At 53.7% G+C, this 18,731-nt stretch carries 14 protein-coding genes and 1 pseudogene; 9 read left to right on the top strand and 6 right to left on the bottom strand.

Annotated elements, in window-relative coordinates:
• Positions 1-229 precede the first annotated feature (229 nt).
• The 5 genes from accC to msrP all read right to left on the bottom strand — a co-directional run bounded on the left by accC (position 230) and on the right by msrP (position 4,406).
• Positions 230-1,573: an acetyl-CoA carboxylase biotin carboxylase subunit gene (gene accC, locus DES54_RS04435; protein ID WP_113865393.1), complete on the bottom strand. Its 1,344-nt coding sequence runs from the start codon at positions 1,571-1,573 to the stop codon at positions 230-232.
• Between the two features lie 11 nt (positions 1,574-1,584).
• Positions 1,585-2,061, bottom strand: coding sequence for an acetyl-CoA carboxylase biotin carboxyl carrier protein (accB, locus tag DES54_RS04430; RefSeq protein WP_113865392.1), 477 nt, complete (start codon positions 2,059-2,061; stop codon positions 1,585-1,587).
• Between the two features lie 25 nt (positions 2,062-2,086).
• Complete coding sequence (gene aroQ, locus DES54_RS04425) at positions 2,087-2,539, bottom strand: type II 3-dehydroquinate dehydratase (RefSeq protein ID WP_113865391.1); 453 nt, start codon at positions 2,537-2,539, stop codon at positions 2,087-2,089.
• 239 nt (positions 2,540-2,778) lie between these two features.
• The gene (gene msrQ, locus DES54_RS04420) at positions 2,779-3,390 is read right to left on the bottom strand and encodes a protein-methionine-sulfoxide reductase heme-binding subunit MsrQ (RefSeq protein ID WP_113865390.1); all 612 of its coding nucleotides are present in this window, start codon (positions 3,388-3,390) and stop codon (positions 2,779-2,781) included.
• Between the two features lie 14 nt (positions 3,391-3,404).
• Positions 3,405-4,406 (bottom strand): protein-methionine-sulfoxide reductase catalytic subunit MsrP, encoded by a 1,002-nt coding sequence (msrP, locus tag DES54_RS04415; protein ID WP_113865389.1) that lies wholly within the window; start codon positions 4,404-4,406, stop codon positions 3,405-3,407.
• Positions 4,407-4,717: 311 nt separating this feature from the next.
• Here msrP and csrD point away from each other — a divergent pair.
• The 8 genes and pseudogenes from csrD to tldD all read left to right on the top strand — a co-directional run bounded on the left by csrD (position 4,718) and on the right by tldD (position 17,109).
• A pseudogene (gene csrD / locus DES54_RS04410) lies at positions 4,718-6,603 on the top strand (RNase E specificity factor CsrD).
• Between the two features lie 317 nt (positions 6,604-6,920).
• Positions 6,921-7,964: a rod shape-determining protein MreB gene (mreB, locus tag DES54_RS04405; protein ID WP_009114770.1), complete on the top strand. Its 1,044-nt coding sequence runs from the start codon at positions 6,921-6,923 to the stop codon at positions 7,962-7,964.
• A 243-nt stretch (positions 7,965-8,207) separates the two neighbouring features.
• Positions 8,208-9,191, top strand: a complete 984-nt coding sequence (gene mreC / locus DES54_RS04400; RefSeq protein ID WP_113865411.1) for a rod shape-determining protein MreC — start codon at positions 8,208-8,210, stop codon at positions 9,189-9,191.
• A complete protein-coding gene (gene mreD / locus DES54_RS04395) occupies positions 9,188-9,676 on the top strand; it encodes a rod shape-determining protein MreD (RefSeq protein WP_113865388.1) in 489 nt (162 codons plus the stop codon). Before mreC ends, mreD begins: the two co-directional genes overlap by 4 nt.
• A gap of 9 nt (positions 9,677-9,685) precedes the next feature.
• The gene (locus DES54_RS04390; RefSeq protein ID WP_113865387.1) at positions 9,686-10,279 is read left to right on the top strand and encodes a Maf family protein; all 594 of its coding nucleotides are present in this window, start codon (positions 9,686-9,688) and stop codon (positions 10,277-10,279) included.
• Positions 10,269-11,738 (top strand): ribonuclease G, encoded by a 1,470-nt coding sequence (gene rng / locus DES54_RS04385; protein ID WP_113865386.1) that lies wholly within the window; start codon positions 10,269-10,271, stop codon positions 11,736-11,738. The genes DES54_RS04390 and rng overlap by 11 nt, the downstream gene beginning before the upstream one ends.
• Before the next feature lie 42 nt (positions 11,739-11,780).
• Positions 11,781-15,605 (top strand): AsmA2 domain-containing protein YhdP, encoded by a 3,825-nt coding sequence (gene yhdP / locus DES54_RS04380; protein WP_113865385.1) that lies wholly within the window; start codon positions 11,781-11,783, stop codon positions 15,603-15,605.
• 58 nt (positions 15,606-15,663) lie between these two features.
• Entirely contained in the window at positions 15,664-17,109 is a 1,446-nt protein-coding gene (tldD, locus tag DES54_RS04375; RefSeq protein WP_113865384.1) for a metalloprotease TldD, read from the top strand.
• 147 nt (positions 17,110-17,256) lie between these two features.
• Here the strand turns inward: tldD and aaeR are convergent, their stop codons facing one another.
• Positions 17,257-18,192, bottom strand: a complete 936-nt coding sequence (gene aaeR, locus DES54_RS04370) for an HTH-type transcriptional activator AaeR (protein ID WP_113865383.1) — start codon at positions 18,190-18,192, stop codon at positions 17,257-17,259.
• Between the two features lie 334 nt (positions 18,193-18,526).
• Between aaeR and aaeX the strand changes: the two genes are divergently transcribed.
• Positions 18,527-18,730, top strand: coding sequence for a p-hydroxybenzoic acid efflux pump operon protein AaeX (gene aaeX, locus DES54_RS04365; RefSeq protein ID WP_109053754.1), 204 nt, complete (start codon positions 18,527-18,529; stop codon positions 18,728-18,730).
• Position 18,731: the final 1 nt, after the last annotated feature.

Below are 18,731 nucleotides of genomic sequence, written 5' to 3'. Positions count from 1 at the left end.
TTGGAATGACAAAGCAGGGAATTTTACGGCATGTGAGCCAATTGCCTAGAAATAATTGCTTCTGGTCATCGTTCTATTTTTCAAACCAGACATACGGATAGAGGTTGATGGTTGACCACAGCGCCATCAGCGGATATACGTGTGGTTATGACACCCCAATCGTTACGTTATCCTGCGGCTTAATGACAGAAGGCCAGCGTCAGGCTGGCCTTCCGGGTAGAACGCGAAATTATTGCAAGCCGAGTTTCTTCTCGAGATAGTGGATGTTTGTGCCACCTTTCTGGAAGTTCTCGTCGTTCATGATCTTCATTTGCAGATCAACGTTGGTTTTGATGCCATCAATAATCAGTTCAGCCAACGCGTTCTTCATGCGGGAAATCGCCACTTCACGAGTTTCACCGTAAGTGATCAACTTGCCGATCATGGAATCATAGTACGGCGGTACGGTATAACCAGCATAAATATGCGATTCCCAGCGCACCCCGAAACCACCCGGCGCATGAAAGCGGGTAATTTTACCAGGGCTTGGCAGGAAGGTATTCGGGTCTTCGGCGTTGATGCGGCATTCTACCGCGTGACCACGAACCACCACATCCTGCTGTTTGATGGACAGCGGCTGACCTGCGGCAATACGCAATTGCTCCTTGATCAGATCCACGCCGGTAATCATTTCCGTGACCGGGTGTTCCACCTGAATACGGGTATTCATTTCAATGAAATAGAACTCGCCGTTTTCATACAGGAATTCAAACGTACCCGCGCCGCGATAATTGATATCGATACAGGCTTTGGCGCATCGGTCGCCGATGAAACGACGCAGTTCGTCAGTGATGCCTGGCGCTGGCGCTTCTTCCACCACTTTCTGGTGACGGCGCTGCATGGAGCAGTCACGCTCAGCCAGATAAATCGCGTTGCCCTGACCATCCGCCAGTACCTGGATTTCCACATGACGCGGGTTTTCCAGATATTTTTCCATATAGACCATATCGTTGTTGAAAGCGGCTTTTGCTTCCGCACGGGTCATATTGATGGATTGTTCCAGTTCCTTATCGCTGCGCACCACGCGCATACCGCGACCGCCGCCGCCGCCAGACGCTTTGATAATCACCGGATAGCCAATACGCTTGGCAAACGCGCGGTTCTTATCCATATCGCCGTCTAACGGGCCGTCTGAACCGGGTACGCAAGGCACGCCCGCTTTTTTCATGGCATTGATGGCGGAGACTTTATCACCCATCAGGCGAATGGTGTCGGCGCGCGGGCCAATGAAAATAAAGCCTGAACGTTCAACCTGTTCGGCGAAGTCGGCATTTTCTGACAGAAAGCCGTAACCGGGGTGGATTGCCGCCGATCCGGTGATTTCCGCCGCAGAAATGATTGCTGGGATATTCAGGTAACTTTTCGTGGACGACGGCGGGCCGATACACACGGTTTCGTCCGCCAGTAATACGTGTTTCAGATCGCGATCCGCGCTGGAGTGAACGGCAACCGTCTTGATGCCCAGTTCTTTGCAGGCGCGCAAAATGCGCAGCGCAATCTCTCCGCGGTTGGCGATAACGATTTTATCTAGCATGGTAAGCCTCGTTATTCGATGACAACCAGTGGCTCGTCAAATTCAACGGGTTGACCGTTGTCGACAAGGATCGCTTTCACCACGCCCGCTTTGTCGGCTTCGATTTGGTTCATCATTTTCATGGCTTCAACGATGCAAAGCGTATCGCCAACATTCACTTGCTGGCCCACTTCGACAAACGCTTTAGCGTCAGGGCTTGGGGTGCGGTAGAACGTACCTACCATTGGGGAACGAACGATGTGACCACTGATCGCCGCCGGCGCCGTTGGCGCGGCATCTGCGGCATCTGCGGCAGGTGCAGGCGCGACAGCGGCAGCCAGAGCCGGTTGCTGTTGCATCGGCGCGTAGGCCTGCTGCATCACCGGGTAACATGGCGCGGCTGGAGCACGACTGATACGTACTGATTCTTCACCTTCAGAAATTTCCAGTTCGGCGATGCCGGACTCTTCAACCAGTTCGATCAGCTTTTTGATTTTACGAATATCCATGGATGTGGTTCCGTACTCTTCTTGTTTAATTGGAAGTTGACAGGCGTTTTACCGCTGTCTGTAAAGCATAGTTATAACCCTCTGCCCCAAGTCCGCAAATCACGCCCACCGCAATATCCGACAGGTAAGAGTGATGACGGAAAGCTTCACGCGCATGCACGTTGGACAGATGAATTTCGATAAACGGGATGGCGACTGCCAGCAGAGCATCTCGCAGCGCGACGCTGGTATGGGTAAACGCCGCCGGATTAATCAATATAAAATCCGTGTTTCCTCTGGCCTGATGAATTCGATCGATCAAGACATGTTCCGCATTGGATTGCAGATGGGAAAAAACCACATTCAGCGCCTGCGCCTGAGTTTCCAGGTTGCTGACTATCTCGCCCAGCGTTGTATTACCGTACTTATCCGGCTCGCGGGCGCCCAGCAAATTGAGGTTTGGACCATTCAAAAGCAAAATGTGAAACTTTTCAGCCATTGTGCTGCTATCTCCCGCGATTCGCCCAGATTGCAAAATGGTGTCGCACAAAATAGCGCGAAGCTATTCGTTTGTCACCTTTCGCGTGTAAATTGTCCGGCGCTGAAAAATCAAAGTCGTGCATTATAACCATATCGTAGCAATTAGCAGCTAAATACTGGTCTTATCTGCGGAGATATTCTGGCTGTCACCCGCTATGTTTGGCGAAAAGAGAAAGGCTGCGACAATAAGCAACAACGTCATCGTACCTTCTGACGCAAGCATTGGCGGAACTTTTTATAACGCAATGATAACAAAACCAGCGCGGCCAGCGCGTACAGAACTGGTTGCGGCGACAGGGTTTTGACTGACAGAAGATAGTGCATCGGCGCGAGAATGGCGATCAGATAGATAAGATTATGCAGTTTTTGCCAGTGGGCTCCCAACTTGCGCGCCATCACTTGTGGTGAGGTCAGCGCCAACGCCAACAGAATCAGCCAACTGATGATGCCGAGCGTTAAATAGGGACGAGATATCAACTCCGTTCCCAGTAGCGCCAGATGGCTTAGACCCAGTTCCAAGACGGCGTAACTGACCAGATGCAAGGTGGCCCAGGCGAAGCACCATAGGCCGAGCATCCGCCGACAGCGAATCAGTAGCGGCTGCCGACTATAACGGGCCAGCGGGGTGATCAGCAGGGTGGCGAATAACAGTTTAAGCGCCATTCTGCCGGTAAAATGTTGGATATCCTTGGCCGGATCAGCGCTCAACCCGCCTTGCGTTACGGCCAGAACTAGCCAGACGAAGGGCAGCAACGCGGTCAGATGAAGGATGATTTTTAGCCATTTTATCTGTTGGTGGGTGAGTCGCATACCGCGTTTCCCGGTTAAAAGTTCTGCCGTAGATCCAGACCCCGATACAGTGAGGCGACCTGGTCGGCATAACCATTGAATAGCTGCGTGGGCTGGCGCTGTACATTAAGTAGACCGCCGGCGCCGATGACGCGCTCCGTCGCCTGCGACCAGCGGGGATGATCCACCTGCGGGTTCACATTGGCGTAGAAACCATATTCATCCGGGGCGGCAAGATTCCAGGTTGATGGTGGGCGCTCACGAGTAAAGCTTATCCGCACGATGGATTTGATGTTTTTAAAACCATATTTCCACGGCGTCATCAACCTGATCGGCGCGCCGTTCTGCGGGGGAAGCGTTTTGCCGTACACGCCGATGACGAGGAGAGACAGCGGGTGCATGGCTTCATCCAGTCTTAACCCTTCGACATAGGGATAGCTTAACCCGCCGCCGATAAAGCGATCTTTTTGTCCCGGCATTTGCTCCGGGTCGTTCAAGGTCTGAAACGCAATATAACGCGCGTTGCCGGTAGGATCGGCAAACTTGATCAGTTTTGCCAGTTCAAAGCCGATCCACGGCACGACCATCGACCAGGCTTCCACGCAACGGAAACGGTAAATTCTCTCTTCCAGCGGGAAGCGTTTAAGCAGATCGTCGATATTCAGCGTGATGGGCTTGGCGACTTCACCATCAATCTGGATTGTCCAGCCTTCGGTTTTCAATGCTTGCGCATTGGCGGCGGGATCGGCTTTATCCAGCCCGAATTCATAGAAATTATTATAACCCGTGACTTTATCTTCAGGCGTTAGTGGCAGATCAAGCCGCCACTGAGCGGGTTGCGTGAAGGATAATGGTTTTCCCGGCGCAGCTTTCGCACGATCGTTGCCTTTGAGCCAGGCGAGCAGGTCAGCTTGCGCGGACAGAGGCAGCGACAACGATGCCGCGGTAATCCCCAGCGCTTTCAATACGCGTCGGCGGCTATGAAAAACCGATTCCGGGGTAACATCGGCTTCGGTTAATTTGCGGTTTTTAGGCATGGTGCGCTCCCGCCCGTTATTGCTATTGACTTATCACTATCGGGGTAATGTGGTGGCTTACTTATTTATAGATGAAGCTGGTGGGAAACACCGAGCAAACAAATGAAATAGTTCTTTGCAGGGTGTAACCGTCAGCCGCTATTAAACGGTGTGGCGACGCGATGCCGACGCAAGATTGCGGCGAGCGAACATTGCACCGGATAAAAAAGGTGTGGGATCATTTAGCGACTATATTTGTAACAGGTAGCATACTCGTCATCTTTCAAATTGCAGGAACGTTGGCATCATCTACCCGGAAATAGGACGCAGGGATGGGATTTACGACCAGATTCTCCATACTTATGACGCTACTGACGGCATTGGCGATTTTTCTGATGCTTTCCAGCAGTATCTTTAGTCTTTTCTATTACAGCCATCAGCGAACGTCGCAACAGTTGCGAGAAGTCGCTGCCAGCATCGATCAGGCGCTGTTGGTTCAATCGCCGCGCTAGAGGTGAGGAATGCCGATACGGTCTTGTATTCAGTGCGCTTGCCTGAGGCGGATGATATTCACCGTAACATCTATTGTGATACCCAAATCGCCTTGATGCACCATCCGGACATGGCGGCGGCGGTCACCTACCTCAATCCCGTGCTTGGCATGCCACATTTTCTCATGTCGACGCTATCGGTGTTTCTGGCCATTGGCTTGATCGTGCTGGTGCTTTATCTGTCCATTTGCTGGTTGCGCTGTCAAACTGCCGGACAGCAGGAACTGGAAGAACGCGCCCGGCGAATTCTGAATGGCGAGCGTGAGTCGGTGATGCACGGTTCTGTGCGGGAATGGCCGGTCAATGCCAGCGGCGCGATCGATCAACTGCTGTCTGATTTGACGGCGGCCCGCGAAGAACGTAGCCGGGTCGATGCGTTGATCCGTGCATTCGCGGCGCAGGATGCGCAGACCGGCCTCAGCAATCGCCTGTTTTTTGACAATCAACTGACGACGCAGTTGGAGGATATCGAAGATGTCGGTACTCACGGTATCGTCATGATGATCCGCGTGCCTGATTTTGAAACATTACAGGAAATGCACGGTTATCACGGTACGATTCAGGAATACCGCAATACGCTGGTGAATTTGTTATCGAATTTTGTCATGCGTTACCCCGGCGCATTGCTGGCGCGTTATTACAGCAATGATTTTACCGTGTTGTTGCCGCACCGTACCCTGAAAGACGCGGACAGTATTGCCGCTCAGTTAGTCAAATCCATTGATATTCTGCCCGTGACGCCGCTGATTGATCGTGAAGATATCCTGCATATCGGGATATGCGCTTATCGCAGCGGGCAAAGTTCGGAACAGGTGATGGAAAGTGTGCAAGACGCCACCCGTAACGCGGTGCTACAGGGCGGAAATGGTTGGTGCGTGTTTGATCGCCAGGTGCCGGACAAAGGACGGGGCAGCGTGAAATGGCGAACGCTACTGGAACTGACGCTGGCCAGAGGCGGGCCGAGGTTGTACCAGAAACCGGCGGTTACCAGGGAGGGCGTTGTCCACCACCGTGAAATGATGAGTCGTATCTATGACGGCGCTCAGGAACTGCTGGCGGCGGAATATATGCCGCTGGTTCAGCAACTGGGTTTGGCCGCCAGCTATGATCGACAACTTATTGCCCGCATTCTTGAGTTATCCGTCAGTTGGCCTGAGGAAACGCTAGCGATGCCGATGAGCGTTGACTCGCTTCTGCAGAAGCCGTTTATCCGCTGGTTACAGGACGCGTTGCTGCAATGCCCGAAACAACAGCGGCAACGTATTTTATTTGAACTTGCGGAGGCGGATGTTTGTCAATATATCGGTCGTTTGCGCCCGGCGTTGAATCTGGTGTTGGGACTAGGTTGCCGTCTTGCGGTGACGCAGGCGGGGTCAACGTTGGTCAGTACGACGTATATCAAGTCATTGCCTGTGGAAATGATTAAGCTTCATCCGGGGTTGGTGCGTAGTCTTGAGCGTCGTCCGGAAAATCAATTGTTCGTACAAAGTTTGACGGAAGCTTGTAAAGGCACGCAGACGATAGTTTTTGCGGCGGGCGTGCGCACCAAAGAAGAGTGGCAAACGTTATTGGAGAAGGGCGTTTATGGCGGACAAGGCGATTTTTTTGCCGCTTCGCTTTCGGTAGGCGATGAGTTGAAAAAATATTCACCTCGCTATCGTGTTTAGTGTAAACGTCCTGTTCAAATTGACGTAGAATGGGTCGGTTGTTGAATCGGTTAGTGTGTGCTTACGTTAGCGCAATCGGATTAAATGTTAGATTTTATGTCCTGTGTCAGTGCCATTCCGTCGGGTAGGACGTGATAAGCTGCCCCATTGCTTGAAAGGAAGGCGTTTTGTGCGGTATTCCTTTTTAAAGCCGATGTGTACGACACAGACTTTTTTCACCGAAGCAGAACGTTTTCATGCCTTGTCGCTGCTTCGTGTGGTTGGTAAAGTAGGCGGATTTATTTTTCGCCCCCAGCTTGCAGGATTATCCTTTCGTTATGTTTAAGAAATTTCGTGGCATGTTTTCCAACGACTTGTCCATCGACCTGGGTACCGCCAATACCCTGATTTATGTTAAAGGGCAGGGCATCGTACTGAATGAACCTTCTGTGGTCGCTATTCGTCAGGATCGTGCCGGTTCGCCGAAAAGCGTCGCCGCTGTCGGCCATGACGCCAAACAGATGCTGGGCAGAACGCCTGGCAATATCGCCGCGATTCGTCCGATGAAGGACGGCGTGATTGCAGATTTCTTCGTGACTGAAAAAATGTTGCAGCACTTTATCAAGCAAGTGCACAGCAATAGCTTTATGCGCCCCAGCCCGCGCGTGCTGGTGTGCGTGCCGGTGGGCGCCACCCAGGTGGAGCGCCGTGCGATCCGTGAGTCCGCGCAAGGCGCCGGCGCGCGTGAAGTCTTTCTGATTGAAGAACCGATGGCCGCCGCGATTGGCGCGGGGTTGCCGGTTTCCGAGGCCACCGGTTCCATGGTGGTGGATATCGGCGGCGGTACGACGGAAGTCGCTGTGATTTCTCTTAACGGCGTGGTGTATTCCTCTTCCGTGCGTATTGGCGGCGACCGCTTCGATGAAGCGATTATCAACTATGTTCGCCGCAATTACGGTTCACTGATTGGCGAAGCCACGGCAGAACGCATCAAGCATGAGATTGGTTCGGCCTATCCGGGGGATGAAGTGCTTGAAATTGAGGTGCGTGGCCGTAACCTGGCGGAAGGGGTACCACGCGGCTTTAATTTGAATTCCAATGAGATTCTGGAAGCATTGCAGGAACCGTTGACGGGGATCGTGAGCGCGGTGATGGTGGCGTTGGAGCAGTGTCCGCCGGAACTGGCTTCTGATATCTCCGAGCGTGGTATGGTGTTGACCGGTGGCGGCGCGTTGTTGCGTAATCTCGATCGGTTGCTGATGGAAGAAACGGGGATCCCGGTCGTGGTGGCTGAAGATCCGCTGACTTGCGTCGCGCGCGGCGGCGGTAAAGCGCTGGAAATGATCGACATGCATGGCGGCGATTTGTTCAGCGAAGAATAATCTGGTCAGGAAAAGGGGGGCCGTATGGATGAACGTGAGCGTTTTTCATCCCGCGCGGTCGCCCTTTTTTTATGGCGAGCGCTCTCGAACCGCCGCTTGCGGGCCAACGCTTTGCAACGTTGAAAAACGCTCCCGGCGTTTATGACGGCAGGCTTTCCCAGTCCGCTGCCCTGCGGACCAACGCGTCGCGTTGTCAAAAATCGCGCCAGGCGATTTATTGCTGTCGAGGAATACACGAATTTTATGAAGCCGATTTTTAGCAGGGGACCTTCCTTGCAGCTACGACTTTTTCTCGCTGTCATTACCGCGATTTCTGTGATTATTGCCGACAGTCGGCTTGGCATGTTCACGAAAATCAGAACGTACATGGATACCGCGGTCAGTCCCTTTTATTTTCTGGCCAATGGCCCGCGCACGATGCTGGACAATGTTTCGGCATCATTGGCGACCCGCGAACAACTGGGGATCGAAAATACAGCGCTGCGTCAGGAATTGCTGATGAAGAACAGCGATCTGTTGCTTCTGGGGCAACTCAAACAGGAGAACGCCCGACTGCGTGAATTGCTCGGATCGCCGCTGCGTCAGGACGAGCAGAAAATGGTGACGCAGGTGATTTCCGCCGGCACGGATCCTTATAGCGATCAGGTGGTGATCGATAAAGGTTTGGTCAATGGCGTGTACGAAGGGCAGTCCGTCATCAGTGATAAAGGCGTGGTAGGTCAGGTGGTTGCGGTCGGGCAGCTAACCAGCCGGGTTTTGCTGATTTGTGATGTTTCCCACGCGCTGCCGATTCAGGTGTTGCGCAACGATATCCGCGTGATTGCGGCAGGCAATGGTTGTACTGATGATCTGCAACTGGAACACTTACCCAATAACACGGATATCCGCGTCGGCGATGTCCTGGTCACCTCTGGTTTGGGCGGGCGTTTCCCAGAGGGGTATCCGGTCGCCGTGGTGTCCTCAGTGAAAGTGGATACTCAACGCGCTTATACCATCATTCAGGCACGTCCGACGGCAGGCTTGCAGCGTTTGCGCTATCTATTACTCTTATGGGGCGTGGACAGAAATTCCAGCGCCGCGTTACCGCCGGGAGAGGTTCATCGGGTCGCCAATGAAAGACTGATGCAGATGATGCCGCAGGTATTGCCTTCTCCCGATGAAATGGGGCCGTCGCTCCAGCCCCCGGTCAACGCGCCCGCGACGACACCGCCGGGAGGCAGCCAATGAACCGCTACCGCAGGAACGGCAACTGGATTATCTGGCTCTCGTTTTTAATCGCTATGGTCTTGCAGATTATGCCGTGGCCGGAGGAGATCTATATTTATCGTCCCTCCTGGCTGACGCTCTTTCTGATCTACTGGGTGATGGCGTTGCCGCATCGGGTGAATGTCGGCACCGGGTTTGTGCTCGGTATGATTATGGATCTGATTTTAGGATCGACGCTTGGCGTGCGTGCGCTGGCGCTCAGTATTGTGGCTTATCTGGTGGCCTTTAAATTTCAGCTTTTCAGGAATATGGCATTATGGCAACAGGCGCTGATTGTCATGTTGTTGTCGCTGTTGATGGATTTGATTGTCTTCTGGGCCGAATTTCTGGTGATTAATGTTTCGTTCCGGCCTGAAACTTTCTGGAATAGCGTGGTCGATGGCGTACTTTGGCCGTGGTTGTTCCTGCTGATGCGTAAAATACGTCGTCAGTTTACCGTGCAATAAAGGTTAATCATGACTCAGCTTTATCTGGCATCCGCTTCGCCTCGCCGCAGGGAACTGTTGTCGTTGCTCGATCTCTCTTTCGCCGTGCTGAATACGACAGTGACGGAGCAGCGTTTGCCCGATGAAATGGCCGATGCCTATGTTCGCCGGTTGGCGCAGGAAAAAGCTTCTGCGGGAGTACGCGCCGCCCCTGCCGATTTGCCGGTGTTGGGCGCGGATACGATTGTGGTATTGAACGGACAGGTGTTGGAAAAACCGCGCGATGAAACGCACGCAGCGTACATGCTGGCGATGCTTTCCGGCCAACCGCATCAGGTCATGACCGCGGTGGCATTGGCCGACAGAAATGACAGCCTGAGCACGCTGGTCAAGACGGATGTGGTGTTCCGCATGCTGTCCCAACAGGATATTGACACTTACATCGCCAGTGGCGAACCGCTGGATAAAGCCGGCGCCTATGGTATTCAGGGCAAGGGCGGATGCTTTGTTCGGTCGCTCAACGGGAGCTATCACGCGGTGGTCGGATTACCGCTGGTAGAGACGTATGAGTTGTTCAGTAATTTTACTGCGCTGCGACAGGCAAGAGGAAAACATGACTGCTGAGTTATTGGTCAACGTCACACCTTCAGAGACGCGGGTTGCCTATATCGATGGCGGCATTTTGCAGGAAATTCATATTGAGCGTGAAGCGAAACGCGGCATTGTCGGCAACATTTACAAGGGCCGCGTAAGCCGCGTATTACCTGGCATGCAGGCGGCGTTTGTCGATATTGGTCTGGATAAGGCGGCTTTTTTGCACGCCTCCGATATAATGCCGCACACCGAATGCGTCGCCGGCGACGAGCAGAAAAATTTCCACGTTCGTGATATCGCCGAACTGGTGCGTCAGGGACAGGATCTGATGGTCCAGGTGGTAAAAGATCCCCTTGGCACCAAAGGCGCGCGTCTGACCACGGATATCACGTTGCCCTCGCGTTATCTGGTCTTTATGCCGGGGGCTTCACACGTCGGCGTGTCGCAGCGTATTGAAAGCGAAGATGAGCGCGAACGTTTGAAGAGAACGGTCGCGGATTACTGCGATGAACAGGGCGGTTTTATCATCCGTACCGCCGCGGAAGGGATTGGCGAAGAAGAACTTTCTCAGGACGCGGCTTTCCTCAAGCGCTTGTGGGGTAAGGTAATGGAGCGTAAAAAACGCAACCAGACCAAATGCAAGCTCTACGGCGAAGTTGCTCTGGCGCAACGTGTTTTGCGTGATTTTGCGGGCGAGGGGCTGGATCGAATTCGTGTGGATTCCAAGCTGACCTACGATGCGTTGCTGGAGTTCACTGCCGAATATATCCCGGAAATGACGGGCAAGCTGGAGCACTACGCAGGTAAACAACCGATTTTCGATCTGTTCGATGTCGAAAACGAAATCCAGCGTTCACTGGATAGAAAAGTCGAGTTGAAGTCCGGCGGTTACCTGATTATCGACCAGACAGAAGCAATGACCACCGTCGATATCAATACTGGGGCTTTTGTCGGCCATCGCAATCTTGATGAAACCATTTTCAACACCAATATCGAAGCGACTCAGGCCATTGCACGGCAATTGCGGCTGCGAAATCTGGGCGGCATCATCATTATCGATTTCATTGATATGAATAATGAAGATCACCGCCGGCGGGTATTACATTCTCTGGAACAGGCGCTAAGTAAAGATCGGGTAAAAACCAGTATTAATGGCTTCTCCCAACTAGGATTAGTGGAGATGACGCGTAAGCGCACCCGTGAGAGTATAGAACACGTATTGTGCCATGAATGCCCGACCTGCCACGGACGCGGTACGGTGAAAACCGTCGAAAGCGTTTGTTATGAGATCATGCGTGAGATTGTGCGCGTTCACCACGCGTATGATACCGATCGTTTCCTGGTTTATGCATCTCCCGCAGTCGGAGAGGCGCTGAAAAGCGACGAGTCGCACGCGCTGGCCGAGGTGGAAATTTTCGTCGGCAAACAGGTCAAAGTACAGATTGAACCCCTGTATAGTCAGGAACAGTTTGATGTCGTCATGATGTAAATTCGTGCCCTCGTCGTTAGCGACGAAAACAAGGAGAAATTCGTGAGGCGACTGCCCGGAATATTATTCGTCACGGGCGCCACTCTTATCGTGATTGTCGCGCTGTTAGTCAGCGGTTTAAGATTGGCGCTGCCACAGATCGATCACTTCCGGCCACAACTGGTGGCATGGGCAGAAACTGTTTCCGGGGTTAAGCTGGAGATCGGATCGCTGAAAGGGCGTTGGGAAAATTTTGGCCCCACGCTGGAAATTGACAATTTTAGTGCCTTATCGCCGGAAGCCGACTGGCGGGTTGAACGTATCACACTGGCATTGGATGTGTGGCAATCCCTGCTGCACGCTCGCTGGCAGTTCCGCGATCTCACTTTTTATCAATCCCGCTTTGATCTCAATACACCCCTGACCGGGCAGCGTCAGGATGGCGATCTGATGGAATCGGGAAAATTGAGCGATCTTTTCCTGCGCCAGTTCGATCGCTTTGATCTGCGCGATAGCCTTATCTCTTTTCTTACGCCATCCGGCGCACGCGCCGAGTTGAGCATTCCCCAACTGACCTGGCTGAATCAGGATAACCGCCACCGCGCCGAAGGGCTGATCAGCCTGTCGAGCTTTACTGGTCAGCATGGCGTGGTGCAGATGAGGATGGATTTACAGGATCATCAAGGGCTGCTCAATACCGGTACGCTGTATCTACAGGCCGATGATATTGACATGAAACCCTGGCTGAGTCGCTGGCTGAAGAACAACACCGGGCTGGAAAGCGCGGATTTCAGTTTGGCAGCCTGGCTGACTGTGCGTGATGGCGCTGTTGATGGCGCAGAGGTGTTCCTGAATCAGGGAACGGCGGCCTGGCGGGAAGGGGAAAATGGGCATCGTCTGAATGTTGATGATATGGCGCTGCGCATCAGCCGTCAGGAAAATGGCTGGCAGGTGGATGTTCCCGCGTTGAACCTGGCGACGGATGGCGTGGCCTGGCCGACCGGCCAGTTATCGGCGCTGTGGCTGACGAAGAACGAATCCATGCTGGGGGCGGATCGTCAGGAGGAATTGCGTATTCGAGCCGCCAATCTGCAACTGGAGCGTTTGGGCTCGCTGTTGCCGTTGTTGCCCACCACGACGCCTGATTTGAAAGCGCGTTGGGGATCACTGCAACCGAAAGGCGAACTCACGGCGCTGGCATTGGATATTCCTGTGCAACAACCGGAAAAAACCCGCTTTCAGAGCCGTTGGCAGGATGTCAGTTGGCAGCAGTGGGCACGGCTGCCGGGAATGAACCACTTTTCCGGTTCGGTCAGCGGCAGTATGGATCAGGGACAACTGAATATCGATCTGGCCGAAAGTACGCTGCCTTATGAGGGGATGTTTCGCGCACCGCTTGAAATCAATCAGGCCAGCGGGACGATTTACTGGCGCGACAACCCGCAGGGCTGGGAACTGTGGAGCCACGGGTTGGATGTGCAGGCCAAATCGCTGTGGGTCAACGGTGATTTTCGTTATCAGCACCCTGAAAAAGGCGAGCCCAGACTGGATATTCTGGCCGGCCTTCGTCTGACGGATGCGGCTGACGCCTGGCGCTATTACCCCGAACCTTTTATGGGCAAGGCGCTGGTGGATTACCTGAGCAACGCGCTCAAAAGCGGCCGGGTGGAGAACGGCACGTTGATTTTTGCCGGTAATCCGCGGAATTTCCCTTACGCGCACAACGAAGGACAGTTTGAGGTCTGGGTGCCGGTCAAGAATGCGGTATTTGAGTATCAACCGGGCTGGCCAGCCTTGACGCAGTTGGATATCAACCTGGATTTCGCCAATAACGGCCTGTGGATGTTTGCGCTGCAAGCCTGGCTGGGCAACGTGGAGGGCCGAAACATCAGCGCCGTGATCCCGGATTACGGTAAAGAGAAGCTGCTGGTTAATGGCGAACTCGAGGGGCCAGGTCAGGAAGTCGGCAGCTATTTTCAGCAAACACCCTTGAAATCATCGGTGGGCGCGGCGCTGGACGCGCTGAACATTACTGGTCCGATAAAAGGCGCCTTAAATCTTGCTATTCCGCTGGATGGCGGCGAAGTGCGCGCCAGCGGCGATATTGCGTTGAATAATAACAACCTGTACATCAAGCCGCTGGCGACGACAATCAAAAACCTTACCGGGCGTTTCCGTTATGACAACGGCAACCTGAGTAGTGAAACGCTGTCAGCCAACTGGTTGGGGCAGCCGATGCAGGTGAATTTCACTACTGAAGAGCAGGCAAACGCGTTTCTGGTGAATATCGGGTTACAAGGCGCGTGGCAACCCGCCCGTTTGCCAGGCTTGCCGCCGTCGCTTGCCAATCAGATCGCAGGCGTGGCGGACTGGAAAAGTACGGTTACCGTCAATTTGCCGTATCGGGGTAAAACAACCTATGGCGTAGATATTGAAGCGGATCTACAGAAAGTGAGTAGTCACTTACCAAGCCCGTTAAATAAATCTGCCGGCGATCCTATGCCGTTGCAAGTCAATGCGAAAGGCGACCTGAATGGGTTTGCGCTGAATAGTCGTATTGGCAAGGCTGCTCGGTTTAACAGCCAGTGGTTGCTGAAAGGCGATACCGTCACACTGGCGCGCGGCAGTTGGAAAAGCAACGCCGGCACGCTGCCGCCGTTACCGCCAGGCTCGGCGCTGGTGCTTGATTTGCCTGCGCTGGATGGCGAAAGTTGGCTCGGATTGCTGCCGGCAGCACGAACCTCATTGGGCGGGAAAGGGGCTGGCGGTAATTTCCGCTTGCCGACGGAAGTGACATTACGCACACCGGTTCTGACATTGTTGGGGCAGCAGTGGCATGATTTAGCGATTGCCGGCAAAAATAGTCTGACCGGCAGTGAAGTGCACGCCACGGGGCGTGAAATTGACGCCACGCTTAACATTCCGCATAACGGCATATGGCGCAGTGATATCGGTTATCTCTACTACAATCCCCAATGGAAAGGGAATGAAGCGACCAATCCGATTGCCTTGGCCGAGAAGCGATCGCCGCTGAACGATCCCAGCATCAGCTTTCAGAATTGGCCCGCGTTGCAGATCGATTGTCGTCAGTGCTGGTTTATCGGACAAAATGTTGGCCGCGTTCAGGGTACGCTACAACCTGAGAAAGACAAGCTGATGCTGAGTGACGGTGTTATTGATACCGGAAAGGCGCGGCTAACGGTAAACGGCAGCTGGCAGGATAACGCCCAGGGCGTTCGTACCGCGCTGAAAGGGCGATTAACCGGCGACAGTCTGGTGCAAAACGCCGAGTGGTTCGGCGTCGATACGCCGTTACGCGTCGGATCGTTTGATGTGGATTACGATCTTTACTGGCACGGCACGCCGTGGGCGCCGGATATCGCCAGCCTGAGCGGTATTCTGCACACGCGGATAGGCAAAGGGGAAATCGCCGATGCGGGGACGGGACAGGCCGGGCAACTGCTGCGTCTGGTCAGTTTCGATGCCTTGCTGCGTAAGCTTCGCTTCGATTTCAGCGATACGTTCGGCAGTGGTTTTTATTTCGATGGTATCCGCAGCACGGCATGGATCAAAGATGGCGTGCTGCATACCGAGGATATGTTGGTTGACGGCCTGGAAGCGGATATCGCCATGAAAGGCAGTGTCGATTTGGTGCAACGTCAGGTCAATATCGAGGCGGTGGTGGCGCCGGAAATTTCGGCCACGGTGGGCGTCGCCACGGCATTTGTCGTTAACCCGGTGGTGGGGGCGGCGGTTTTTGCCGCCAGCAAGGTGCTGGCGCCGCTATGGAACAAGATTTCGCTGATCCGTTACCAGATTTCCGGTAGCATCGATCAGCCGAAGATTCAGGAAGTACTGCGTGAGCCGAGTAACAAGCAGGGCGAATAGCGATATGTGGGCAGCGCAGTTCGTTCACCCGATTTCATCTAATAAAGAGTGAAAAAATATGAGTCTGTCGTTTGTCAGTGAGCAATTACTCACCGCTAACAAATTGAACCTTAATGACCTGTCTTCCGTATTGGGAGTATTGAATGAACGTCGTCTGGATTACGCCGACCTTTATTTTCAGTCCAGTTACCATGAGTCATGGGTATTGGAAGACCGCATCATCAAGGAAGGCTCCTATCATATCGATCAGGGCGTGGGGATCCGCGCGATTGATGGCGAAAAAACAGGGTTTGCCTATGCTGACCAGATTACGCTGAATGCGTTGCATCAAAGCGCTCAAGCGGCACGCAGTATTGTGCGTGAGTCAGGCACCGGCAAGTTGCATACGTTGGGCGAAGTGTCGCATCCCGCGCTTTACCCTCAGCTTAACCCGCTTGATAGTCTGACCCGTGAAGATAAAATCGCGCTGTTGCAGCGAGCGGATACGGTGGCGCGTGCCGCCGACGCCAGAGTTCAGGAAGTGACGGCCAGTCTGACGGGCGTGTACGAACTGGTGCTGGTGGCGGCGACTGACGGTACGCTGGCCGCGGATGTTCGCCCGCTGGTGCGTCTGTCGGTAAGCGTGCTGGTGGAAGCGGACGGCAAGCGTGAGCGCGGCGGCAGCGGCGGAGGGTCGCGCAGCGGTTATCACTATTTCTGGGAGGCGGTTGACGGTGAGCCTCGCGTGGAAGCCTGGGCGAAAGAAGCGGTACGCATGGCGCTGATTAATCTCTCGGCGATTGCCGCGCCCGCCGGATCGATGCCTGTGGTGTTGGGCGCGGGCTGGCCGGGAGTATTGCTGCATGAAGCGGTGGGACACGGGCTGGAAGGCGATTTTAACCGCCGTGGAACCTCGGTGTTCAGCGGGCAGGTGGGGAAACGGGTGGCGTCCGAATTGTGTACGGTGGTGGATGACGGCACGCTGCAAGGGCGCCGCGGTTCATTGGCGATGGATGACGAAGGCGTGCCGGGTCAGTATAACGTGCTGATTGAGAACGGCATCCTGAAAGGTTACATGCAGGATAAACTGAACGCCCGTCTGATGGGCGTCGCCCCGACAGGCAATGGTCGCCGGGAATCTTATGCGCACCTGCCGATGCCGCGTATGACCAATACCTATATGCTGGCGGGCCAATCAACGCCGGAAGAGATTATCGCCAGCGTGGAATACGGTTTATACGCGCCGAACTTTGGCGGCGGTCAGGTGGATATCACGTCCGGCAAGTTTGTGTTCTCCACCTCGGAAGCGTATCTGATTGAAAATGGCCGCGTGACCACGCCGGTAAAAGGCGCCACGCTGATTGGTTCCGGTATTGAAGCCATGCAGCAGATCGCTATGGTGGGCAACGATCTGGCCCTGGACAAAGGCGTTGGCGTGTGCGGCAAAGAAGGACAAAGCCTGCCGGTTGGCGTAGGTCAGCCGACGCTGAAACTGGAAAGTCTGACGGTAGGGGGGACGGCGTAATCCGGCGTGTCCCGTTGTCTTGATAACAACCGTGTGCGAACGCGGTTTTTATCACAGGCAATCCCTCCCGGCGTTTTTTATGGCGGCTTTCCAGCGCTTTTTTATCGTCGGGGTGGATGGCTGAGGAATGACCGATCACTTGCGAATTTATTTTTTTTCTTCTTCGTTATTCTGACGATACCCTTGATACGTCTGGGCGACTTTCTTGAAATACTCCATCATGTAATTGATACAAACCTGTACTTTCAGCGGCAGGTTGTCTTTGCGGGTATATAACGCATAGACCGGACGCGGATCGGAGTGGTAATGATTGAACAGAATTTCCATTTCGCCACGCTGAATTTCTTCAATTATCCACATCAGGGGAACATAGGCGATCCCGGCGCCCGCTTTTAACCACTTGACCAGCGTCTGTGGATCGTTAGTCACGAAGCGGCCCTGAGGAGAGAGCCGGGTGGAAATGCCTTCGGGAGCAATCAGTTCGAATTCACTATCCGGCCGCACGCTGTATTCCAGCCAGGAAAAGTTCACGACATCAGCGGGTTTTTCCGGCGCGCCATGTTGCGCCAGATAGCTTTTGGCGGCGCAGACCACCATGGGCATCGAACCCAGCCGTTTGGAAAACAAACTCGAATCCTGTAACGCGCCGACCCGAATGACGATATCCAGCCCATCGGCGATCAAATCAGGCGCGGGGATACCGGTGACCAGATTAACGGAAAGCCCCGGATATTCCCTGAGCAAATCGGCGGTCATGGCGGAGAGAACATTCTGCGCCATGGTGGACGAGCTACCAATGCGTAATGTGCCGATCGGGGTACTGTTGAAGGCATAAAGTTGTTCGTGCACCTCATGCGCTTCATGCAGCATGCGGCGGCAACCGTGGTAATAAATTTTTCCCGCTTCGGTCAGGCCAATACTGCGCGTACTGCGATTAAGCAGCTTGATCTGCAATTGGTCTTCAAGCTTGGTAACGGTCTGGCTGACGGCGGAAACGCTCATCTGGAGTTGGCGCGCGGCGGCGGTAAAAGAGCCGCATTGCACTACTCTGGCGAACACCGACATACTTTTTAATCGTTCCATTGTTTACTCTGGCTTAAAAGTGATTTAGATCACACTATGTAGATAAGATGATAATAACCATCCATAATATGACCTGTCTGATGATGTCGGACAGGTCATATCAAACCTTCGGTCTATCATTGTTATTACCGTAGCGTAAAAAACGCTGATTTAACATCGTTTATAGAATCAGCAGCCTGCACCTGCAATCGTATGTATCAGTTTGACGCCATGTTGACCCGACGGCGATGAAGCAGGGGGGACAAAGGCTTATGGTTGATTGGTTGGCTATGCGTTAATTACGCTAACGTACCCGTATGTCTCGTTAACTCTAATGAAAAATAAGGAAAAGAGGATGAGTTCACTCCCGGTTATGGTGCTGTTCGGCTTATCGTTCCCGCCGGTCTTCTTTGTGTTACTGGTGTCACTGACGCTATTTTTCGTCGTGAACCGGTTGCTGCAACCGACAGGCATCTATGATTTTGTCTGGCACCCGGCCTTGTTTAATACCGCATTATTCTGCTGCCTGTTCTATCTGCTGTTCCGTTATGGTCTTTGAA

The organism is Brenneria salicis ATCC 15712 = DSM 30166 (genome assembly GCF_003315515.1).
Lineage (GTDB): Bacteria > Pseudomonadota > Gammaproteobacteria > Enterobacterales > Enterobacteriaceae > Brenneria > Brenneria salicis.
Note: the sequence above shows the minus strand (reverse complement) of the source record. Positions and strands in the feature narration are given on the sequence as shown.